Here is a 16,225-nt window from a genome sequence, read left to right as displayed (position 1 = left end):
ATTATGGATAATCCAAAACCTGACCTTGGCAAGCCTAGCATTATGGATATTTTTTGTAAGCGCCCTATTCTAGCCATCGTATTATCACTCACCCTGTGCTTGGTAGGTATTCGCGCAGCGATTGAATTACCTATACTACAATTTCCAAAAATTGAGAGCGCATCACTGCAAATTGTTACACCCTATATAGGCGCATCAGCTGAAGTCGTGCAAGGTTTTGTTACAGAACCAATCGAACGAGCAGCGGCTTCTGTTCCTGGTATCGACTACATCGATTCAAACACAACATCCGGTGTTAGTACGGTAACGTTATGGTTGCGCCTTGGCGTTGATAGTACACGGGCGTTAGCTGAACTTTCATCAAGGCTTGACCAAATCCGCTTTGAATTACCCTCCGGTGCTGAAGATCCTTCTGTTCAAGTAGTAAGGGCCGACAGACCCTTTGCTGTGTTCTATTTGACGGTTAACTACGATGAAGAAATCGCAGGTATGTCGCGCTTGGAGGTTACTGATTATCTTTCTCGTCGTGTTGTGCCTAGTTTGTCCACCATCCCCGGTGTACAGCGTGTTGGACTTGAAGGCGGGCGTTCTCCAGCAATGCGTATTTGGTTAAATACAGAAAAAATGGCAGCCCTTGATGTTGCAGCCGATGACGTTTCTGAGGCACTGCGCGCAAACAACCTAGTTGCTACTGTAGGGCGCAGTGAAAACGCGCAGCAACGCATCGGCCTATTAACCGACACCTCTCTTAGCAGCGCCGAAGAATTTGAAAACCTTATTATTCGCCAAGTAGATGGTGCCCAGGTACGAATCAAAGATATTGCCGAAGTAAAATTAGGTGAGGAAGAGGGCCAAGTGAGTTCTCGTTTAGACAAAAAAACCGTTTTATACATTTCTGTGTGGCCATTGCCTGGTGCAAATGAAATAGAAATTGGCGATCGTGTATATAAAATGTTAGATAAAATAAATCTAACGTTACCCCAAGGTTTGAGTATTACCGATGGCTATGATGGTACTATTTATATGCGCAGTGCATTGCGAGAGATATTCATCACCTTAGCTGAAACCATCCTTCTCGTTGGGTTGGTCGTAGTTGCCATGATGGGTTCATTTAGAACCGCCTTAGTCCCTCTCATTACGATTCCCATTTCCATTCTAGGTGCCATTGCAGCCATGACATTGATGGGCTTCACGCTGAATCTGCTAACCGTGCTCGCCATCGTTTTGTCAGTCGGTTTGGTGGTTGATGATGCGATCGTTGTGGTGGAGAACGTTGCTCGATATATGCGCCAGGGTATGAGCAGAATGGAAGCCGCACTGGCAAGCTCAAGACAGTTACTGGCGCCGATTATCAGCATGACGATTACGCTTGCCGCTGTTTACGCCCCGATTGGGCTATTATCCGGACTCACTGGCGCATTGTTTAAAGAGTTTGCTTTTACTTTGGCTATCGCCGTGTTGATATCCGGTTTTGTCGCCATCACGCTATCTCCTATCATGAGTGCTTATGCGTCGCCAGAAGGTGGCAAAGAGGGCAAGTTGACGCGCAAAGTAAACGGCTTTTTCGAACGCCTAAAAACAGCATATGGAAAAGTATTAATTCGCACCATTGAATGGAAAGCGCAAGTTCTAACCATAGCTATATTCCTTTCTTTGCTTACAGTCCCATTCTATTTATTCTCATTAAAGGAGCTCGCACCAACGGAAGACCAATCGAGTATTAACGTTATTGTCGAATCTTCGCCTGACGCTTCTTTAGAGTACACTATGAACAAAATGGACGGTATTGTAGACACGATGAAAGAACTTGAGGGTGCCAAGTTCATGTGGCAAATCGTGAATCCACTAGGCGCATTCAGTGGGGTTGATTTCGTTGGTTCTAGCGAGAGAGAACAAAGCACACAAGACATGTTTTGGAAAGCCTTCGCCTCTCTTTCATCTGTAACCGGACTGAAAGCATTCCCTGTTTTGGAATCGGCCCTGCCGACATCCGGTAATTTTTCAGTTGAATTGGTCGTACTTAGCACTGATTCTTATGAAGATATGAAGGTGAATGCAAACAAAATGGTGCAAGCTGCTATTGCCAGTGAAAAGTTCCTTTTTGCAGATACCGACTTAAAGATTGATTTACCCCAAGCGCGCTTTAATTTAAATAGAGAACGTATTGCCGACTTAGGTATGGACTTAACCAGCGTTAGTCGACAACTGGAAGTGTTGTTATCGGGTAACTTCGTTAATCGCTACAATCAAGATGGACGAGCTTACCGCGTAATTCCTATGATTGACGAAGCAGGAAGAGCAAACCCCGAGGCCATACTCGATCTTCAAATTCGCACGCCCGCTGGTGATTTAGTCCCTGTTCGCACTATCGCGACGTTAGTGACCGAAACTGCACCGCGTGTATTGAGTAAGTTTCAACAAAAAAACGCATTTAGGATATTTGGCGAAGTTATTCCTGGAACCACTAAAGAGCAAGGATTGCGCGCGTTGGAAGACGCTGCTGCGCGACTTCTTCCTGTTGACTACAGTATTGATTACGCTGGTGAGTCACGCCAAATAAGACTTGAAGGAAATAGCCTTGAAGGTGTTTTGTTAGTTGCACTGATTTTTGTCTTTCTGGTGCTGGCAGTCCAGTTTAATAGTTTTAGAGACCCGCTGGTGGTTTTGTTAGGTAGCGTTCCTTTGGCACTCGCTGGTGCCATGATGTTTGCGTTTTTAGACTTTACAACGATCAATATTTACTCACAGGTCGGCTTTATTACCTTGGTGGGCCTTATCGCTAAAAATGGCATTTTGATAGTAGAATTTGCTAACCATATGCAGAAAATAGGCTATACCAAATTAGAAGCCATACAATTGGCTGCGCAAACCAGACTTAGGCCAGTATTAATGACAACTGCGGCTACTGTTTTGGGCCACTTCCCATTAGTATTAGTGACTGGTGCGGGAGCGGAGGCGAGAAACAGTATCGGGATTATATTGGTTGCAGGTATGTTGGTAGGGACCCTATTTACTCTGTTAGTGCTGCCGAGTGTTTATATGGTTTTGGCATCGAATCATTCACCAGATGAATTGAATGATGGTGAAACTGACAACAGAAGCACAGAAGACACAAGTGACACAAAGAGAAATGCAGCTTAAGTAAAAGGAATAACCGCCTAGAGCCACAATTTAGGTAGCTCTAGGCCAATATAGATGTAATTTTTATGATCATTCTTTGTATTTTTTTTGTTTCAGATATATGCTTACGATATACAATTTTTTAGTCGCACTTCAACCCAAAAAGAGAAGTCTATGCCTTTCAATAATGAGCTTACCGAAGAACTCAATCTTATTTTAAAATTCCCAAACAAGAGCTTGATGCAAGGGCTTAAGGTGCATAATGATGCTGACCCAGGTATGGTGGCTGCAGCAAAACGTTTATTTGAAAAAGGCATTATTAACCGGCCTGATGGTGGCTATTTAACTGACTTAGGACATGATCTTGCTGAACATGCCTCAGTAATACAATCGGCCCTAACGCATCCATAATGCGTTTTTCAGTAGTCTGAAAAGTAGGCTCTAACACCATAGGGCTTACTCGACTAACCAAGCTAGGGCATCTGACTCAGTCTTAAAGTAGTCAACTTCGCCCGAGACAAACCACGGAGCCAGTTTTGCTGCAAACTTTTGCCAGCCTTTATTGCCATATATTGCAATTTTAGTAAATTCACTACCGTGATTGAGGGATAATTGAAAATCGTCCCATGCGGCTCTAAATTCCCATCCTTCAAGTTCAGTGCAGTCGATTAGCGCTTTAATTTTAGCTTGCTTCACCTGTATAAGTGCGGCATCAAGCATGGGCGTAATAATGGCGTAGTCATCATGCATCAATTTGCCTGATACTTTTAAGGTGAGAAAAAATTCGTTGGCAACTCGTTCGATGCCTACGGTTAAACCGTGTTTTTTAATACTCATACTGATATACCTCAACTTTAGTTAAAGATGACTAACCCTGCCCTTTTCGCTTTACTGGCCCATGCATTTGAGGGATAAGTAAGGAACCAAAAAAAACACGACAGTAAGTACTTTATAATTAGCCATGAATTTATAATAAATTAGAGGCAGTTCACTTGCCGGAATTGCAAACATTTTACTGTGCATGGATGTCACCCAATTTCTCATTAATATCAACATTAGCGCCATAAAACATAGCAGCAAAATGTTTATAAACGAAGCCCAGCCTAAAAATTGTGTTAATTGTGTTAGCGTAACCATTGCAATTCCTGATGGGTAGGTTTGTTAATTCGCAATTCATGTTGAGTTGCGCACCAGGCATTGTCAATGTAACCGTCAGACCATCTTATGATGTGATGATCTTGATCAATTCTGTTGGGGTTCAATAGATTACGCATGCACTTTTTAGTGACCTTTTTGGCTTGAATTATAACTAGGAATAATTCGCCGCTATTGTTAAAGTGCAGAAACTAGTGTTAAAGTGCAGAAACTAGCGATACTCGCGGCCGTCTCGCGGCTTATATCCGGACAGGCTATTGGGAATACCTCAGTCGCATGGATAGTGCCCATCACTTGCCTGCATCTCGCATTAACACCAGCACGCAGTAGTAAGCGATAGAAGTTGACTCCTTCGTCTCGCAGCGGATCGCACTCGTTAACACTGATCATTGTCGGCACCAACCCTTGCACGTCATCTTCGGTAGCAAAGCCAGGCCAAGCCAAGGGATTACGCTTTTCGAATTCGTCAATACCATAGATCATTGCCCCCTGATTGTTATGCAAATCCAGCAGAATGCCATTGTTTTCTATCGATGACGGATTCTCCACCCGCGGCCACTGTCCTGCAATGTAGGGACACAGCGCATAAATACCACTGATCAACTCAGAATTACCATCTTGATTCAAACGTAAACCAGTCGCCAACGCCAGATTGCCGCCACCGCTATCACCAGACACAATAATGCGCGACTTATCTATTGCAAGAGACTCGCTGTTTGCACTGAGCCACTTTATACCCGATATGCAATCGTTCAGACCAGCCGGATAAGGCGCTACTTCGGGCGCAGATGAAGGAACCAAGGCGTTTCGAAAATCCACCATCGCCACGGCAACACCCTGAGCCGCAATGAGTCTCCCCCACGCCTTATAGTTGCCGTCATAGCAGGATAAGTTCGCCATACCACCACCATGAATGTAATAAACACAAGGTAAGATAGCGGAATTACGCGGACGAATAAATTGGATCTTAATGGTGTTGCCATCAGGGTCAGACTTGAAGGTCTTATCAGCAATAATGAGGCCTTCGGATGGCGCGATCTCCTGTGAATCACACATGTCGAGAAACTTACCTATCATTTCTCGAGTAGCAATTGCCTTTTCGGTATTAGCTGCCTCCAATGCCGCTTCTCGGCTTTCAACGTCACGCACACCGCCCATGGGTATTTTGCCAAATATTGCCTTTATGCGCGGGTCTATTCTTGGATCGTCATTCATTTTACTCATGTAATACTCCCAATGTGTGTGAAACCATGTAATTTAATGTGAATTCTATTCAACATTATGTCGACTTAAACAAGTAATTACTTGCGAATGAATACACACATTCATTAAATTTTAATAAAATACGGCAGCGCGACTAATGCTGGGCCAACCGCAAGTAACAAAGTGAAATTTGGCACAAAATATGGAAAGACAAAGAGTGCCAAACCGGTAAATAGTGGAATTGGAGCCTCTTGTTTTTTACCATAAATAAAATAGCCAATTCCTATTCCAGAAAACAAAACGCTCCAAAGCATGATCGATGACTCATCCATTTTCTATGTTCTTCTCAGTTTAAAATGTGCATTTTAGCTATTAAAGATTGGAGCTGAATAGGTGGATGTAATCCTAATGCCCGGTGATCACGCATTATAGAGAGTCCACACTATGTGTCGTATTAAAGTTGGCAGTTCACATACGTTATTTAGGTATGTTTCTTAGCATACTAGATTAAAAAAAATTACTGATCAATCATTCTAAGTCAGCCACCTTTTTGATGTCAGGACATGGACTTTTTTCCGTTCTAGTATCGCATACAAACATACTTACAAATTTATCGCACTTCTCTTTACCAGGCTTATCTACTTCTTATCCCTTGTTTTTTATATACGTCCCAATCAGATAGCTCATTTGAAAATGGTGTTATTAAGTTTTCCCCTTCAAAAAGTTCTGTTTTTGATGATGCGCTTGATAATACTGACAACATGCAAAAAAGGCTAAAAAACTGTATTTTATTCTTCATAAAAAATCCCCAGTGTATTTTAAGCATGACGCATCAACTCTACCGACAACTCAGCGCTTACGAAATCTTAATCTTAACCTTGCAATGGAAGAAGAATAAACTACATGCCTGTGCTAGGCAATAAACACTGATTCTGTGCACTTTATTGGTATTTAGGAGGCTAAGAAACTGTTTGATTTGAGAGGGGATGCATCACTTGTAAAATGTCGATTTGTGAATATAAGTTGATTGATATCAAAGAAATCAAACGTCCAATATCAGAACATAGAGTGGAAGTAATGATTGAGACTTTTTAAGAGCGTTAGGGTTAATGACTTAAACTGGGTGCATAAGGCGGGCCTGCAGCTAAAACGATGTATCCAACAAATTTAATTTCCTTATTTCAGCATAGATACGCCTAGTTTTGCGCTAACCATTAGGTGTACCTAAGTGTTTCTGAGATATAAGTGAGGGCCAATATCATTGCCAATAGATATATTATGCTAGTTCTTAAGATCTAAATAATAGTCATTTAGATTTAAATATTCTTAAAATATGGCAAGCTTGCACAATGCTTTTGTTGTGAATGACTATACTCAGAAATGTGGCTAAAAATCACACACAAGTCACTATCCGACTATTTAATATTAGGAGGTTTTTATGGAATATCGATATGCTGAACGTTCATCAGTAATTGAACAAGTAGAATTGTGGAATGGTAAAAAAAATTACGGCGAGTTTGAAACAAAGGATTACTGTTCAGGTGGTATTTTTGTTAAAAACTGTCAAAATAAAGTTGACACACACAGTGCATCTTCCTTAACGGTTAAGTTTTGTCATAATCCAAATCTAAGTTATCAGGCAAGTCATCATGCAGTGGTGGTGCATAAAACCGATAATGGCTTAGGTTTAAAGTGGTCGCATAGACAATACTAATAAGTGTAGAAAGTGTCTGCATCTTGATTTACTGCTTGCGGTAGTTCTTAAGGATGGCTCTTGCCTGCCATCCTCAAACAAATACATGGTCAAGAGTTTAGACTGCTAGCACTGAATTATCTTCGAATGACATAGGCGAAGTAATGTAAGCGTCAGCGTCAGCGTTCCAATCATTTTCCCATTGGCCATCATCTAGCAAATAACGAAATTGATATTCAGCGTCCTTTGGTAATAAAACGATGGTCGAGAAAGAATCATTTTTCAATTTTTTCATTGGAGTTTTAGCCATATCCCAATCGTTGAAGTCGCCTACGATAAAGACTTTTTCAGCATTTTTTGCTTCATCTTTCGACAGCTTAAAAATTACTTTACAAACAGGTTTAGATTTAAGATATTGCTTTTGGAAGTTCATTTGACGGTATAAACTAAACACGTTGTTTAATACTTTGCTGTAAACTTGCCGCTTGCATATTTAGTAACAATGGCCTGTTTTTAGTCTTGGTTAGCAAAAATTAATATCTGAACCACAGAGGCTTATCTTTCCAGTCGGCAGGATCTTTACATATCACAGTAATCTCCTTAGTTAGGGTTTGTTTACCCTCTTCAAATAGCGATGCTTGACCACAACAGCTGTCGATTTTTTAACGCTAAATTAACGATGGTAACTTTGATTACAGCCTTAATTTACCCTAATCTTGTTTTACTCGAATTTATGCAATGTATTTAAATGTCAGCATCTAAGACAACTCCAGCACTTAAAACCTCAGCTAACTCTATTACTGAACAAGTGCGTCTACATTCCCTCGACACCACCCGCGGCATTGCCGTAATGGCAATCTTATTAATCAACATATGGGGGTTTGGCTTACCATTTGAAGCTTACGCCAACCCGAATGCTTATGGTGGAATTGATGGCTGGAACCTCACATCTTGGTTTATTTCAGCCGTATTTTTCGAAGGAACCGCTAGAGGGTTATTTTCGCTTTTATTTGGAGCGGGTTTTATTTTGATGCTTAATCGGCTTGAGAAACTTGGCATGCATGGCATGGACATCTATACAAGACGCCTAGGTTGGTTGTTGCTCTTTGGTTTATTTCATGGGTATATTTTGCTGTGGACCGGAGATATCTTATTTCGATATGCAGTAATGGGCTTTTTATTGTTAGCTTTTCGTTCAGTAAAACCTAAAACGCTACTTGTTTTGACAGTCTTGCTTCTACTATTAGATGTCGCGCGCTATCAATTCTTCACTGAAACTAAGATGCTTGAAGTGCGCGAAAAAGCCACCATATCCCAAACGCTTAAAGATGGGGATACTGTGCTAACAGAACAACAGCAAAACAATCTTCAAGCATGGGAAGAAATGCAAAAACCGTTTGATCAAGAACTGGTAGATGAAGATGTAAAAGGCTATCAAGGTTCTTATTCAGATAGTTTTAAACTGTCTATAAAATGGATGGAAGCTCAAGCCACATATCTTTTCAATTATGCTATTTTTGATATTTTAGTGATGTTTTTTATTGGCGCAGCGCTGATGAAATTAGGTTTTTGGCAACAGGGTTTTGCCACTCGAAGCTTATGCTTAATGGTACTAATTGGGTATGGTATTGGGTTAAGCGCTCGCTATTACTATGTTCAAGCAGAAATTGCTTCTGATTTCGATATTTATAGCCGAATGGCCTATGCAGAATATAAGAATATTTGGCGTATATTGGTCACCATAGGCCACCTTGGAGTTATCACTTTATTTTGTCGTTCTGGCATACTAATGTTCCTGCAAAAGGCGCTTGGTAACGTAGGTCGTATGGCATTAACTAATTATATAAGCCAGACAATACTTGCCAGTATATTCTTTTACGGCACATTTATGGGTAATTACGCTAAATTAGAAAGAGTAGAACTTTGGTATGTGGTTGCTGCTATTTGGACTTTCAACATTGTATTTTCACATGTATGGCTGAAACTATATTATTACGGACCATTAGAATGGTTGTGGCGAGCACTTACTTATGGTGATTTACCAGAAATGAAACGCTCATAGCATTAGTTCACAACTTACCCTGGGGCACCTCAACCATTGCTTGTCGTTGCAGTTGCTGCTCGTTAACCGTTAAGGTTTTCTTCCCGTCTGAAATAGACCAACACCAAAATTGTTCCTTGCCTACTTGCTCAGTTTGAGGAGATAAAGTAATGGTTAACTCGCGTGACGGATCAACACTAAAGGCCTCGGGTAGCGGGAACAAAATTTGATCCCAATGAGTGGGTGCATCATTGGGTCCGGTGCCAAATTGTACGTCAGCGCTTAACTGCGCACTGAACCAGCCACACAGTGCAAATATCTCAGCCTTTTCGCTCGGTATAAGCGTGCTGGTGAATACTCTTGGCGTATCAGTTTTTGTTATAGTGTGCATATCCAGCGAGCCCATATTGGCGACGCTTTCCAACAAGCTCTCAGGCTCTAGCGCGACCAAATCCGATTGCTGAAAAGGCACTTGAGCTATGGGCGAAAAGTCGAGACCGTAGGGAGAATCCCGCAAAAAACACAAATCTTCTAATACATTTTCATCAACGACCAGTCCTACGTGCAGAGATAATTGGGCGGGGATCATTACACCGCCTTTGGCCAAATAACGATCCCTTACCGTTAGCAAGGGTTCTAGCATAGCCTCGTAAAACAGGCAGTGACCCATCCACTCCGATACGATAACATCGACCTTCTCGTCTAGTTGCAGCGAATCGTGATCGTCGTGGTAAAAAGTGATGTTCTCAAAGCCGTTAGCGAGGGCAATGGCTTGTGCATTCTTGATAAAAGGCGAACGGTCTACCGCTATTACCTTCTGTGCATTTGCGCGAGCAGCAAACATCGACAACACACCGCTACCGCATCCAAAATCAAGCACACTGTGATTGGGTTTGACTACTGCAGCGATAGATTTTTCGTAGGCTTCTGTGCGCACAAGATCCTGCAGCATTACTTTGTGCATGGCTACATCACGATAAGACATCCGGTGAAGACCCCCGCTGCCATCTCTTTCGTTGGCGCTTATGTCACCGCTGTTATTGTCGTCATTAGTCTTACTCATAGCCATCTCATGTTGGTGTTTGCGCGACAGTTTAACAGGCTGATGCTTTTCCAGATACTCATTATATTGGAACAATTAGCAGTCCTGTTTTGATTGCTTTATTACGTATTTTTAACCGCTACGCCAAAGCTAATGTAGGACGCAAATTTTGGCATCCCCTTTATATAATCACTTTCAAACCAATCGATAGTGAAGCCACAGCTTTGTATATTTTCAATTATGGGCCTATTTAAATTACAGCCACCAAAAGCCTTACTCCATAAACTATTTAAACGATTTTGCCATTTTTGAGTTGAATCATCAGGAGCCTGACCATGCTCACAGAAAAGAATTTTACCATCAGACTTTAAAACGCGGTGTATTTGCTTCATTGCTGCTCGCCAATCATCAATAGTACACAGCGTATAAGTTAATACTACTGAGTCAACTGAGTCATCATCAAGTGGAATTTTTTCACCTGGGAGGCTCAATCACTCAACCTGAATAGCTGATCTAGCTATGTTGTTCATCGCTTTTTTACGCATTCCAAGAGAAGGTTCAAGCCCCCATATCATGTTAACGTTGTTCTGATTATATAAAGCCAAGTTTACTCCAGAACCCATGCCAACCTCTAAAACATTTCCAAAAGCTAAGGGAACGACTTTCTCTCTGAGTTTCATTATTGCATTTGAAGAACAAGCACAATTTATGATGTGTGGAAGAATATTATTTTCATAAAAACTCAAAGGTGTATTCCCTCTTTAAACTGATATTCATGTGGCCTAGTGAGGCCTCCTTTCTTGATGTCTAAAGCTAAGGCTTACACTGTTAAAGTAAGCGCGCAACACTTCTTATATTTTTTACCACTGCCGCAATTACAGGGATCGTTGCGAGCAGGGACCTTAACAACCTTAACCGCCTGCTTTCTGTCAAGGAGCGCGGTTAGCTCAAAGATAGATTCAACTGCACCTTCGCTGCTATCAATCTTCACCTCAGCAAATAGATGTGCTTCAGCAACTGCGCTTTGCACCTCTTGCTTACGCTCCTCACTGGTAACAACCAAACTCAAGGGATATTTTTTACTACCGGGTATGCGGTTGGCATTCCTTTCATAACCGAATTTAAGATTGCTTTGACGTGCGTCTTGGCGGCCTTGAAAAAAGAATTTATCTGACATGTATGATCCAAAAATCTGTAAACGGTAACCACCAATGTGGTGGTCTCTACCAATAGTACCTTGTCTCGCCAAAACAGCCTACTAATAAGCGCTACAAAGTGGTAAACCAGACATTCTTACCGCATATTGAAATTCTTTTAACTGAACAGACAGGTGTGGCAATCTCTCTTTGAAGAAGTTTATTTCACTGCTATTTTTGAATTCAGCATTTAACGCACACTCAAGCGACATCTGTCTTGACAAACACCGATACTGATGATTCTTTATTCTGTGGAAGGCGATGGTATAGCAAGATGTCCTCTCCCATTTTTATAATCCAAAGTCACAATAAAATGTTTTAGAATATCGAAACCCAAAATACCACGTATTCTTTTCGACTTTATTCTTGAGCTAGCCTGCCCATATTGAGTATCCAAATTCGCCTTTTCACCCTCAGCTACAAATCGAACATCTACATTTTCAAGTTCAAATGGCCCTAACTTAAATGTATCGGCTTTTGCTATTTTGACGTCTGCCGATGAGTTAACGCCGCCAGATCTAGCCGTGTCATAAACTGTGTCGTCAAGATTTAACGATAAGGCTAATCTTCTATCGAGCAGTACACTGCCATTGCTGCCAGTATCTAGCAAAAGCCATACATTTTTATCATTTATCTCGACTTTAACCATGGGTACACCTGAGTTTTTCTGCCTGCGTAAATCGATATTTTTATGCTTGATCAAATCGATAGAATCTCTCGACATAATTCTCATGCGACTATTCGGATAGTCTAGCTGAACGATATAACGGTTAAAGAATGGCGCGCCAATCAACATTCCTGTTGAGTGGTGGCCTAAACTGAGGGCTGTAATTTCATTAAAAATCGTATTTTGGCTAAATAAAGCAACGGGTAATGCGGTAAATGCTTTGCGTTTTGAAGTACCATATACGCCTCTAATATAGACCTCTTTTCCGCGTTCTAGTTCGAGATTATGCTTTTCAACGAAATTCGTATTTATTGCATTTCCTTGTGCTCCGGTGTCTAAAAGCGCGTGACTGTCGACACCGGAAATAGTCACAGGAATATAGATATGACCACGGTCAATTTGAAAATTGATCCATTGGCTAACGTTAGCAAAACCAAGTTGAGAGAAAAAACAGATTAACGCTAAAAGGAGTACTCGATACATAAACAACTCTACAAATCCTTGTGTATATTCAAAGAATATACTTTTAGCTGCTTAAGGTAAAGTGACGGGATATTCTTTTAGTAGCAACGCCTGTTGGTAAGTGAAGTGGCATAGTATCTTTGATAAAGGGAATCCAAACTTAACAGCAATGTGTCACTTTCTAAATAAAGTCTGGTAGGAACTGACATGAGTATGACAGTTAGCCATTGTAATTTTGACATTTAACTTATGCTTATAAATTGCTATGAAAGTAACGGGGGGCTGCTATGGATAGCAAATGGAAAATTGAAAGGTAGAGGAAATATCTATCACCTTCTATATAATATTACTAAGAAAATTTTTCACAACAACTTCTTAGCTAACTCAGAGTGCTTAGAGGTTGTTGCCAATCAGCTATTAACTGCCTATGATACTCAATACATAACTCTTCAACATCAACGAATTAATTTATGACAAACTCCAATAATGCCCACGAGTTTAATTCAGGTAAAATATTACAAAAATTACGTGAGCTACAAGGTTTGTCTATCCCCGAGCTAGCTAAAGTGCTGGACATCAATTCTACTGACTTAATGAAATGGGAAAGCGACAAAATTCCCAGCCATAAAATTCAAGCATGTAGCATGTATTTTGAAGTGCCCGTCTCATTATTTAATACAATATTTAACAACAAAGCGACACTAAATAATATAGTGGAGTCTCATTTATACGCCCAACCAAATGATAAAATACAACAAATACTAAAAGAAAATAGTATTAGCCGAGAGCCGCAATTAAACTTATCAGGACTTGCTTTAAACCGGATTCCCCCAGAGGTATTCGAATTTTCATGGTTGCAATATTTAGACCTAAGTAACAACAATATCAAGAGATTGCTGCCTAGTGAACTATTTCAGCTTCCACAGCTAAAAACCCTAAATATCAGTGCTAATTTAATAACTTATCTCCCCGGGATATTAATTCACTTAGATAGATTAACAATGCTTGATTTTCGCGACAACCCCATGAGTTTGCAACCAAACCTATTGCAATCAGCAATGAACTTCGACGCTTTTAAAAACTTTGTATATAGTCGCAATATGACTTTAGTTATCTTTGAGCCAACTACTGGTATTGGTCATACTAGGTATGATGCATTAAGCGCTGAGATAGAAAAAAAGCAACCACTGTTGCTCACTACGGCCGATGAAGCAGAAGCTCAATTATCACTGTATAAAGAGCATATAAATAGTATCCTTTATCTTACCCCCAGCAGCCAACCCAAAATCTCGGCTGAACAGCTTAAAACATTACTTCAACCTTATAATTGCCACATGATTATATATACTCATGAATCTAATTTCAAAGAACAATATGATGCGATCAGGAGGGAGTTGATATTATCCTTGCCTAGTCATACTGGCTTAATTTACCAAACCAATACACTAGCAGAGTTTATTAAGCTCTTTGCTGATATTCAGCGCGGTTTGACCATGAATAAGCCTTCAATAGAGATTAAATTCGAAAAGTTAATACTCGAAAATATAGGAGCCTATGAACATCTAACAATTTTATTGAACCCAAAATTGACTGTACTCATAGGCTTGAATGGTGCAGGTAAAACTACTATTCTCAGAGCATTAGCACTTGCAACATTAGGACCAGAACACGCCGGAGTAGATGATTCAACAGCTGCGGACTTGTTGAGAATTACTGGAAATAGTAACGCTCTGACCCAGTGGGAGCCAAAGGGGTTAATAAAATTAGAAGCTAAAGTAAATGGGAAATCATACACAAACACTATTAATATTTTATATAATAGTGATACGGAAAAAGTAGAAATAAAGGGTCAACGTTTTTCCTCATTGTTCGATAGTGAAGGATATTTAATTAACTTGATTATTGGCATAAGTGAGCAACGTAATACAAACCTTAAATTGTCAGGTTATTCACCACATGACAAGATAAGGCCTAAAGTTAAAGATTTATTACCACTAATAAATGGTGAAGAGCAAGCTTGTATTGCCCAGTTTAGCAGTTGGCTAAGTAAACAAGCATTTGATATTTCACAAGGTGACGAGTCAAAACAAGTTTTGATTGATATTATATTTGCAGTCTTTTCTGCGTTGACGCAAGAGGACATTAAGTTTGCAGGACTTACCGACGTTGAGCCTCCAGAGTTATGGATAGAGCACCAAGATCCTAAACAACGAATACCATTGCGGTTGGCCAGCCAAGGCTATCAAGCGGTCATGGGTTGGATTGGCTTTATTCTTAAGCGTATGTTTGAAGCTTACGAATACTATCAGCAGCCATTACTTCAATCGAGCATAATTATAATCGATGAAATAGATCAGCTATTACACGTAAAGTGGCAACAAAAAATAATTAATGTACTGGCAAATCAGTTTTTCCCCAATTGCCAATGGATTATTACAACTCACTCACCGATGGTGGTAAATGGGTTAGACCAAGATCAAGTACTGACACTGCAACAGCGTGGGGGTGTTCTAACAGTCGAGGCTTGTCCTTCTGATTTATGGTTGTGGCAATATGGTGATGTAGTTAATTACTTATTCAACGTACCTCAAGAGCAACCAAAACAGCAAGAACAGCAATTGCTTCAAGATATTGCAGCGCTCAATGATATAGAAATATCCATACGGACTGAAGAACAACAACAAGAATTAAATAAGCTAGAATTAAGGCTTGAAAAGACCCAAAAAAGTTTAGCCTTTGTTAATGAACTCTATTCGGAGCAACAAAGGTTGCATGAAAGAGAGCAAGAGTTAGCCGCATTAATCGAAAAACTGACTCAGAAATAGAAGGTTTAATTCAATGCATTATATTAAGCGCAGTGAATTACCTGAGTTATTGGAAAATAGTACAGAAAGTTGGACTCAACCATGGATCGATTATTATAGATGGATAAAAAGCGACGACCCTAAAAATGTACACCCAGTAAAACCGACCGATGGCCACTGGCGTAAAGATGATATCAGGTTAAAACTGATCAACGATTTTCATAATAATTGTGGCTATTGTGGTAATGCATTACCCACCCCTTCTCTTTTTGCTGACATAGTCGACGAACTGAATGAAGAAGGTGAGAGGGTATTTGCAAGTAAGGGGGATGTAGACCATTTTTTGCCAAAGGCCATTTATCCGGAAAAAGTTTACGATTGGATAAATTATATTTGGTCATGTAAGCCTTGCAATCAATTAAAACTAGAATTTGAGGATATTAAATATCCATTATTAAATCCTTGTGAGAAAAGTGATTGTCAGCAGCTTATCTATCTTGAGTCTAGCGGACAATATGGTTTGAAAAATGTAATGCGTAATAACAAGTATTGGCAAAAAAGATTTAAAAATAGCCAAATAAAGACGTTGATGAACGCTATAGAAACGGGACAAGAACGGGCACTCAAAATTAGTGTTTTAAGGCAATGCTTTGAGTCTATAGTAGTGGGATTAACGATGTTAAAAAAATTACAACTCCCAGAAATAGAAAAACACATCGATAAAGATGTGAGGTTGATCAAAAAAACCATCGTTAGCCCAAACTTTCACTACCTATTACAAGAGTACTATCAATTGCTGCAGGACGACTATCCACAAGTAGTGCCCTTGCTGAACGAATAAA

16 protein-coding genes are annotated in these 16,225 nt (G+C 40.2%); 6 read left to right on the top strand and 10 right to left on the bottom strand.

The genetic code is table 11. The features are described 5' to 3' along the window. The first annotated feature begins 3 nt into the window (after positions 1–3). Both G399_RS0119650 and G399_RS0119645 read left to right on the top strand, forming a co-directional pair. Positions 4–3,141, top strand: a complete 3,138-nt coding sequence (locus tag G399_RS0119650) for an efflux RND transporter permease subunit (protein WP_006015126.1) — start codon at positions 4–6, stop codon at positions 3,139–3,141. Between the two features lie 153 nt (positions 3,142–3,294). Next, positions 3,295–3,531: a TIGR02647 family protein gene (locus G399_RS0119645; protein ID WP_006015124.1), complete on the top strand. Its 237-nt coding sequence runs from the start codon at positions 3,295–3,297 to the stop codon at positions 3,529–3,531. A 45-nt stretch (positions 3,532–3,576) separates the two neighbouring features. Here G399_RS0119645 and G399_RS0119640 read toward each other — a convergent pair whose 3' ends face one another. The 4 genes from G399_RS0119640 to G399_RS0119625 form a co-directional block, all read right to left on the bottom strand. Further along, complete coding sequence (locus G399_RS0119640) at positions 3,577–3,957, bottom strand: SpoIIAA family protein (RefSeq protein ID WP_006015121.1); 381 nt, start codon at positions 3,955–3,957, stop codon at positions 3,577–3,579. Positions 3,958–4,008: 51 nt separating this feature from the next. Next, a complete protein-coding gene (locus tag G399_RS22875; RefSeq protein ID WP_026843918.1) occupies positions 4,009–4,257 on the bottom strand; it encodes a DUF6868 family protein in 249 nt (82 codons plus the stop codon). A gap of 195 nt (positions 4,258–4,452) precedes the next feature. After that, positions 4,453–5,499, bottom strand: a complete 1,047-nt coding sequence (locus G399_RS0119630; protein ID WP_006015116.1) for an alpha/beta hydrolase — start codon at positions 5,497–5,499, stop codon at positions 4,453–4,455. A 104-nt stretch (positions 5,500–5,603) separates the two neighbouring features. Beyond that, positions 5,604–5,810, bottom strand: a complete 207-nt coding sequence (locus G399_RS0119625; RefSeq protein ID WP_006015114.1) for a hypothetical protein — start codon at positions 5,808–5,810, stop codon at positions 5,604–5,606. Positions 5,811–6,916: 1,106 nt separating this feature from the next. Here G399_RS0119625 and G399_RS0119620 point away from each other — a divergent pair. Continuing rightward, positions 6,917–7,192 carry a hypothetical protein gene (locus G399_RS0119620; protein ID WP_006015107.1) on the top strand — a complete coding sequence of 92 codons (276 nt, stop codon included), beginning with the start codon at positions 6,917–6,919 and terminating at the stop codon, positions 7,190–7,192. 97 nt (positions 7,193–7,289) lie between these two features. Here the strand turns inward: G399_RS0119620 and G399_RS0119615 are convergent, their stop codons facing one another. Next, a complete protein-coding gene (locus G399_RS0119615; protein WP_026843917.1) occupies positions 7,290–7,604 on the bottom strand; it encodes an isoamylase early set domain-containing protein in 315 nt (104 codons plus the stop codon). A gap of 315 nt (positions 7,605–7,919) precedes the next feature. Here G399_RS0119615 and G399_RS0119610 point away from each other — a divergent pair, with 315 nt between their 5' ends. Then, positions 7,920–9,233 (top strand): DUF418 domain-containing protein, encoded by a 1,314-nt coding sequence (locus G399_RS0119610; protein WP_006015097.1) that lies wholly within the window; start codon positions 7,920–7,922, stop codon positions 9,231–9,233. A gap of 7 nt (positions 9,234–9,240) precedes the next feature. On the opposite strand, the gene G399_RS0119605 is transcribed toward G399_RS0119610, so the two are convergent. The 5 genes from G399_RS0119605 to G399_RS0119590 form a co-directional block, all read right to left on the bottom strand. Beyond that, complete coding sequence (locus G399_RS0119605) at positions 9,241–10,350, bottom strand: class I SAM-dependent methyltransferase (protein ID WP_006015094.1); 1,110 nt, start codon at positions 10,348–10,350, stop codon at positions 9,241–9,243. Between the two features lie 26 nt (positions 10,351–10,376). Continuing rightward, positions 10,377–10,745, bottom strand: coding sequence for a class I SAM-dependent methyltransferase (locus G399_RS22705; protein ID WP_244877417.1), 369 nt, complete (start codon positions 10,743–10,745; stop codon positions 10,377–10,379). Further along, positions 10,746–11,000, bottom strand: coding sequence for a class I SAM-dependent methyltransferase (locus G399_RS22700; protein WP_244877416.1), 255 nt, complete (start codon positions 10,998–11,000; stop codon positions 10,746–10,748). A gap of 74 nt (positions 11,001–11,074) precedes the next feature. Further along, a complete protein-coding gene (locus tag G399_RS0119595) occupies positions 11,075–11,431 on the bottom strand; it encodes a PBPRA1643 family SWIM/SEC-C metal-binding motif protein (RefSeq protein WP_006015090.1) in 357 nt (118 codons plus the stop codon). 263 nt (positions 11,432–11,694) lie between these two features. After that, positions 11,695–12,600, bottom strand: a complete 906-nt coding sequence (locus tag G399_RS0119590) for an aspartyl protease family protein (RefSeq protein ID WP_026843915.1) — start codon at positions 12,598–12,600, stop codon at positions 11,695–11,697. Positions 12,601–13,049: 449 nt separating this feature from the next. Between G399_RS0119590 and G399_RS0119585 the strand changes: the two genes are divergently transcribed. Together G399_RS0119585 and G399_RS0119580 are read left to right on the top strand one after the other, a co-directional pair. Next, a complete protein-coding gene (locus tag G399_RS0119585) occupies positions 13,050–15,404 on the top strand; it encodes an AAA family ATPase (RefSeq protein ID WP_006015081.1) in 2,355 nt (784 codons plus the stop codon). A 13-nt stretch (positions 15,405–15,417) separates the two neighbouring features. Next, positions 15,418–16,224: an HNH endonuclease family protein gene (locus tag G399_RS0119580; RefSeq protein WP_006015079.1), complete on the top strand. Its 807-nt coding sequence runs from the start codon at positions 15,418–15,420 to the stop codon at positions 16,222–16,224. Position 16,225: the final 1 nt, after the last annotated feature.

This window comes from Brumicola pallidula DSM 14239 = ACAM 615 (genome assembly GCF_000428905.1).
GTDB classification, from domain to species: domain Bacteria; phylum Pseudomonadota; class Gammaproteobacteria; order Enterobacterales; family Alteromonadaceae; genus Glaciecola; species Glaciecola pallidula.
Note: the sequence above shows the minus strand (reverse complement) of the source record. Positions and strands in the feature narration are given on the sequence as shown.

What these genes read in the sequence shown, in the direction of transcription:
- G399_RS0119610 (WP_006015097.1), top strand. Translation starts at nt 7,920, where the DNA reads ATGTCAGCATCTAAGACAACTCCAGCACTTAAAACCTCAGCTAACTCT.
- G399_RS0119650 (WP_006015126.1), top strand. Translation starts at nt 4, where the DNA reads ATGGATAATCCAAAACCTGACCTTGGCAAGCCTAGCATTATGGATATT.
- G399_RS0119625 (WP_006015114.1), bottom strand. Translation starts at nt 5,810, where the DNA reads ATGGATGAGTCATCGATCATGCTTTGGAGCGTTTTGTTTTCTGGAATA.
- G399_RS0119585 (WP_006015081.1), top strand. Translation starts at nt 13,050, where the DNA reads ATGACAAACTCCAATAATGCCCACGAGTTTAATTCAGGTAAAATATTA.
- G399_RS22875 (WP_026843918.1), bottom strand. Translation starts at nt 4,257, where the DNA reads ATGGTTACGCTAACACAATTAACACAATTTTTAGGCTGGGCTTCGTTT.
- G399_RS0119620 (WP_006015107.1), top strand. Translation starts at nt 6,917, where the DNA reads ATGGAATATCGATATGCTGAACGTTCATCAGTAATTGAACAAGTAGAA.
- G399_RS0119615 (WP_026843917.1), bottom strand. Translation starts at nt 7,604, where the DNA reads ATGAACTTCCAAAAGCAATATCTTAAATCTAAACCTGTTTGTAAAGTA.
- G399_RS0119590 (WP_026843915.1), bottom strand. Translation starts at nt 12,600, where the DNA reads ATGTATCGAGTACTCCTTTTAGCGTTAATCTGTTTTTTCTCTCAACTT.
- G399_RS0119640 (WP_006015121.1), bottom strand. Translation starts at nt 3,957, where the DNA reads ATGAGTATTAAAAAACACGGTTTAACCGTAGGCATCGAACGAGTTGCC.
- G399_RS0119595 (WP_006015090.1), bottom strand. Translation starts at nt 11,431, where the DNA reads ATGTCAGATAAATTCTTTTTTCAAGGCCGCCAAGACGCACGTCAAAGC.
- G399_RS0119645 (WP_006015124.1), top strand. Translation starts at nt 3,295, where the DNA reads ATGCCTTTCAATAATGAGCTTACCGAAGAACTCAATCTTATTTTAAAA.
- G399_RS0119580 (WP_006015079.1), top strand. Translation starts at nt 15,418, where the DNA reads ATGCATTATATTAAGCGCAGTGAATTACCTGAGTTATTGGAAAATAGT.
- G399_RS0119630 (WP_006015116.1), bottom strand. Translation starts at nt 5,499, where the DNA reads ATGAGTAAAATGAATGACGATCCAAGAATAGACCCGCGCATAAAGGCA.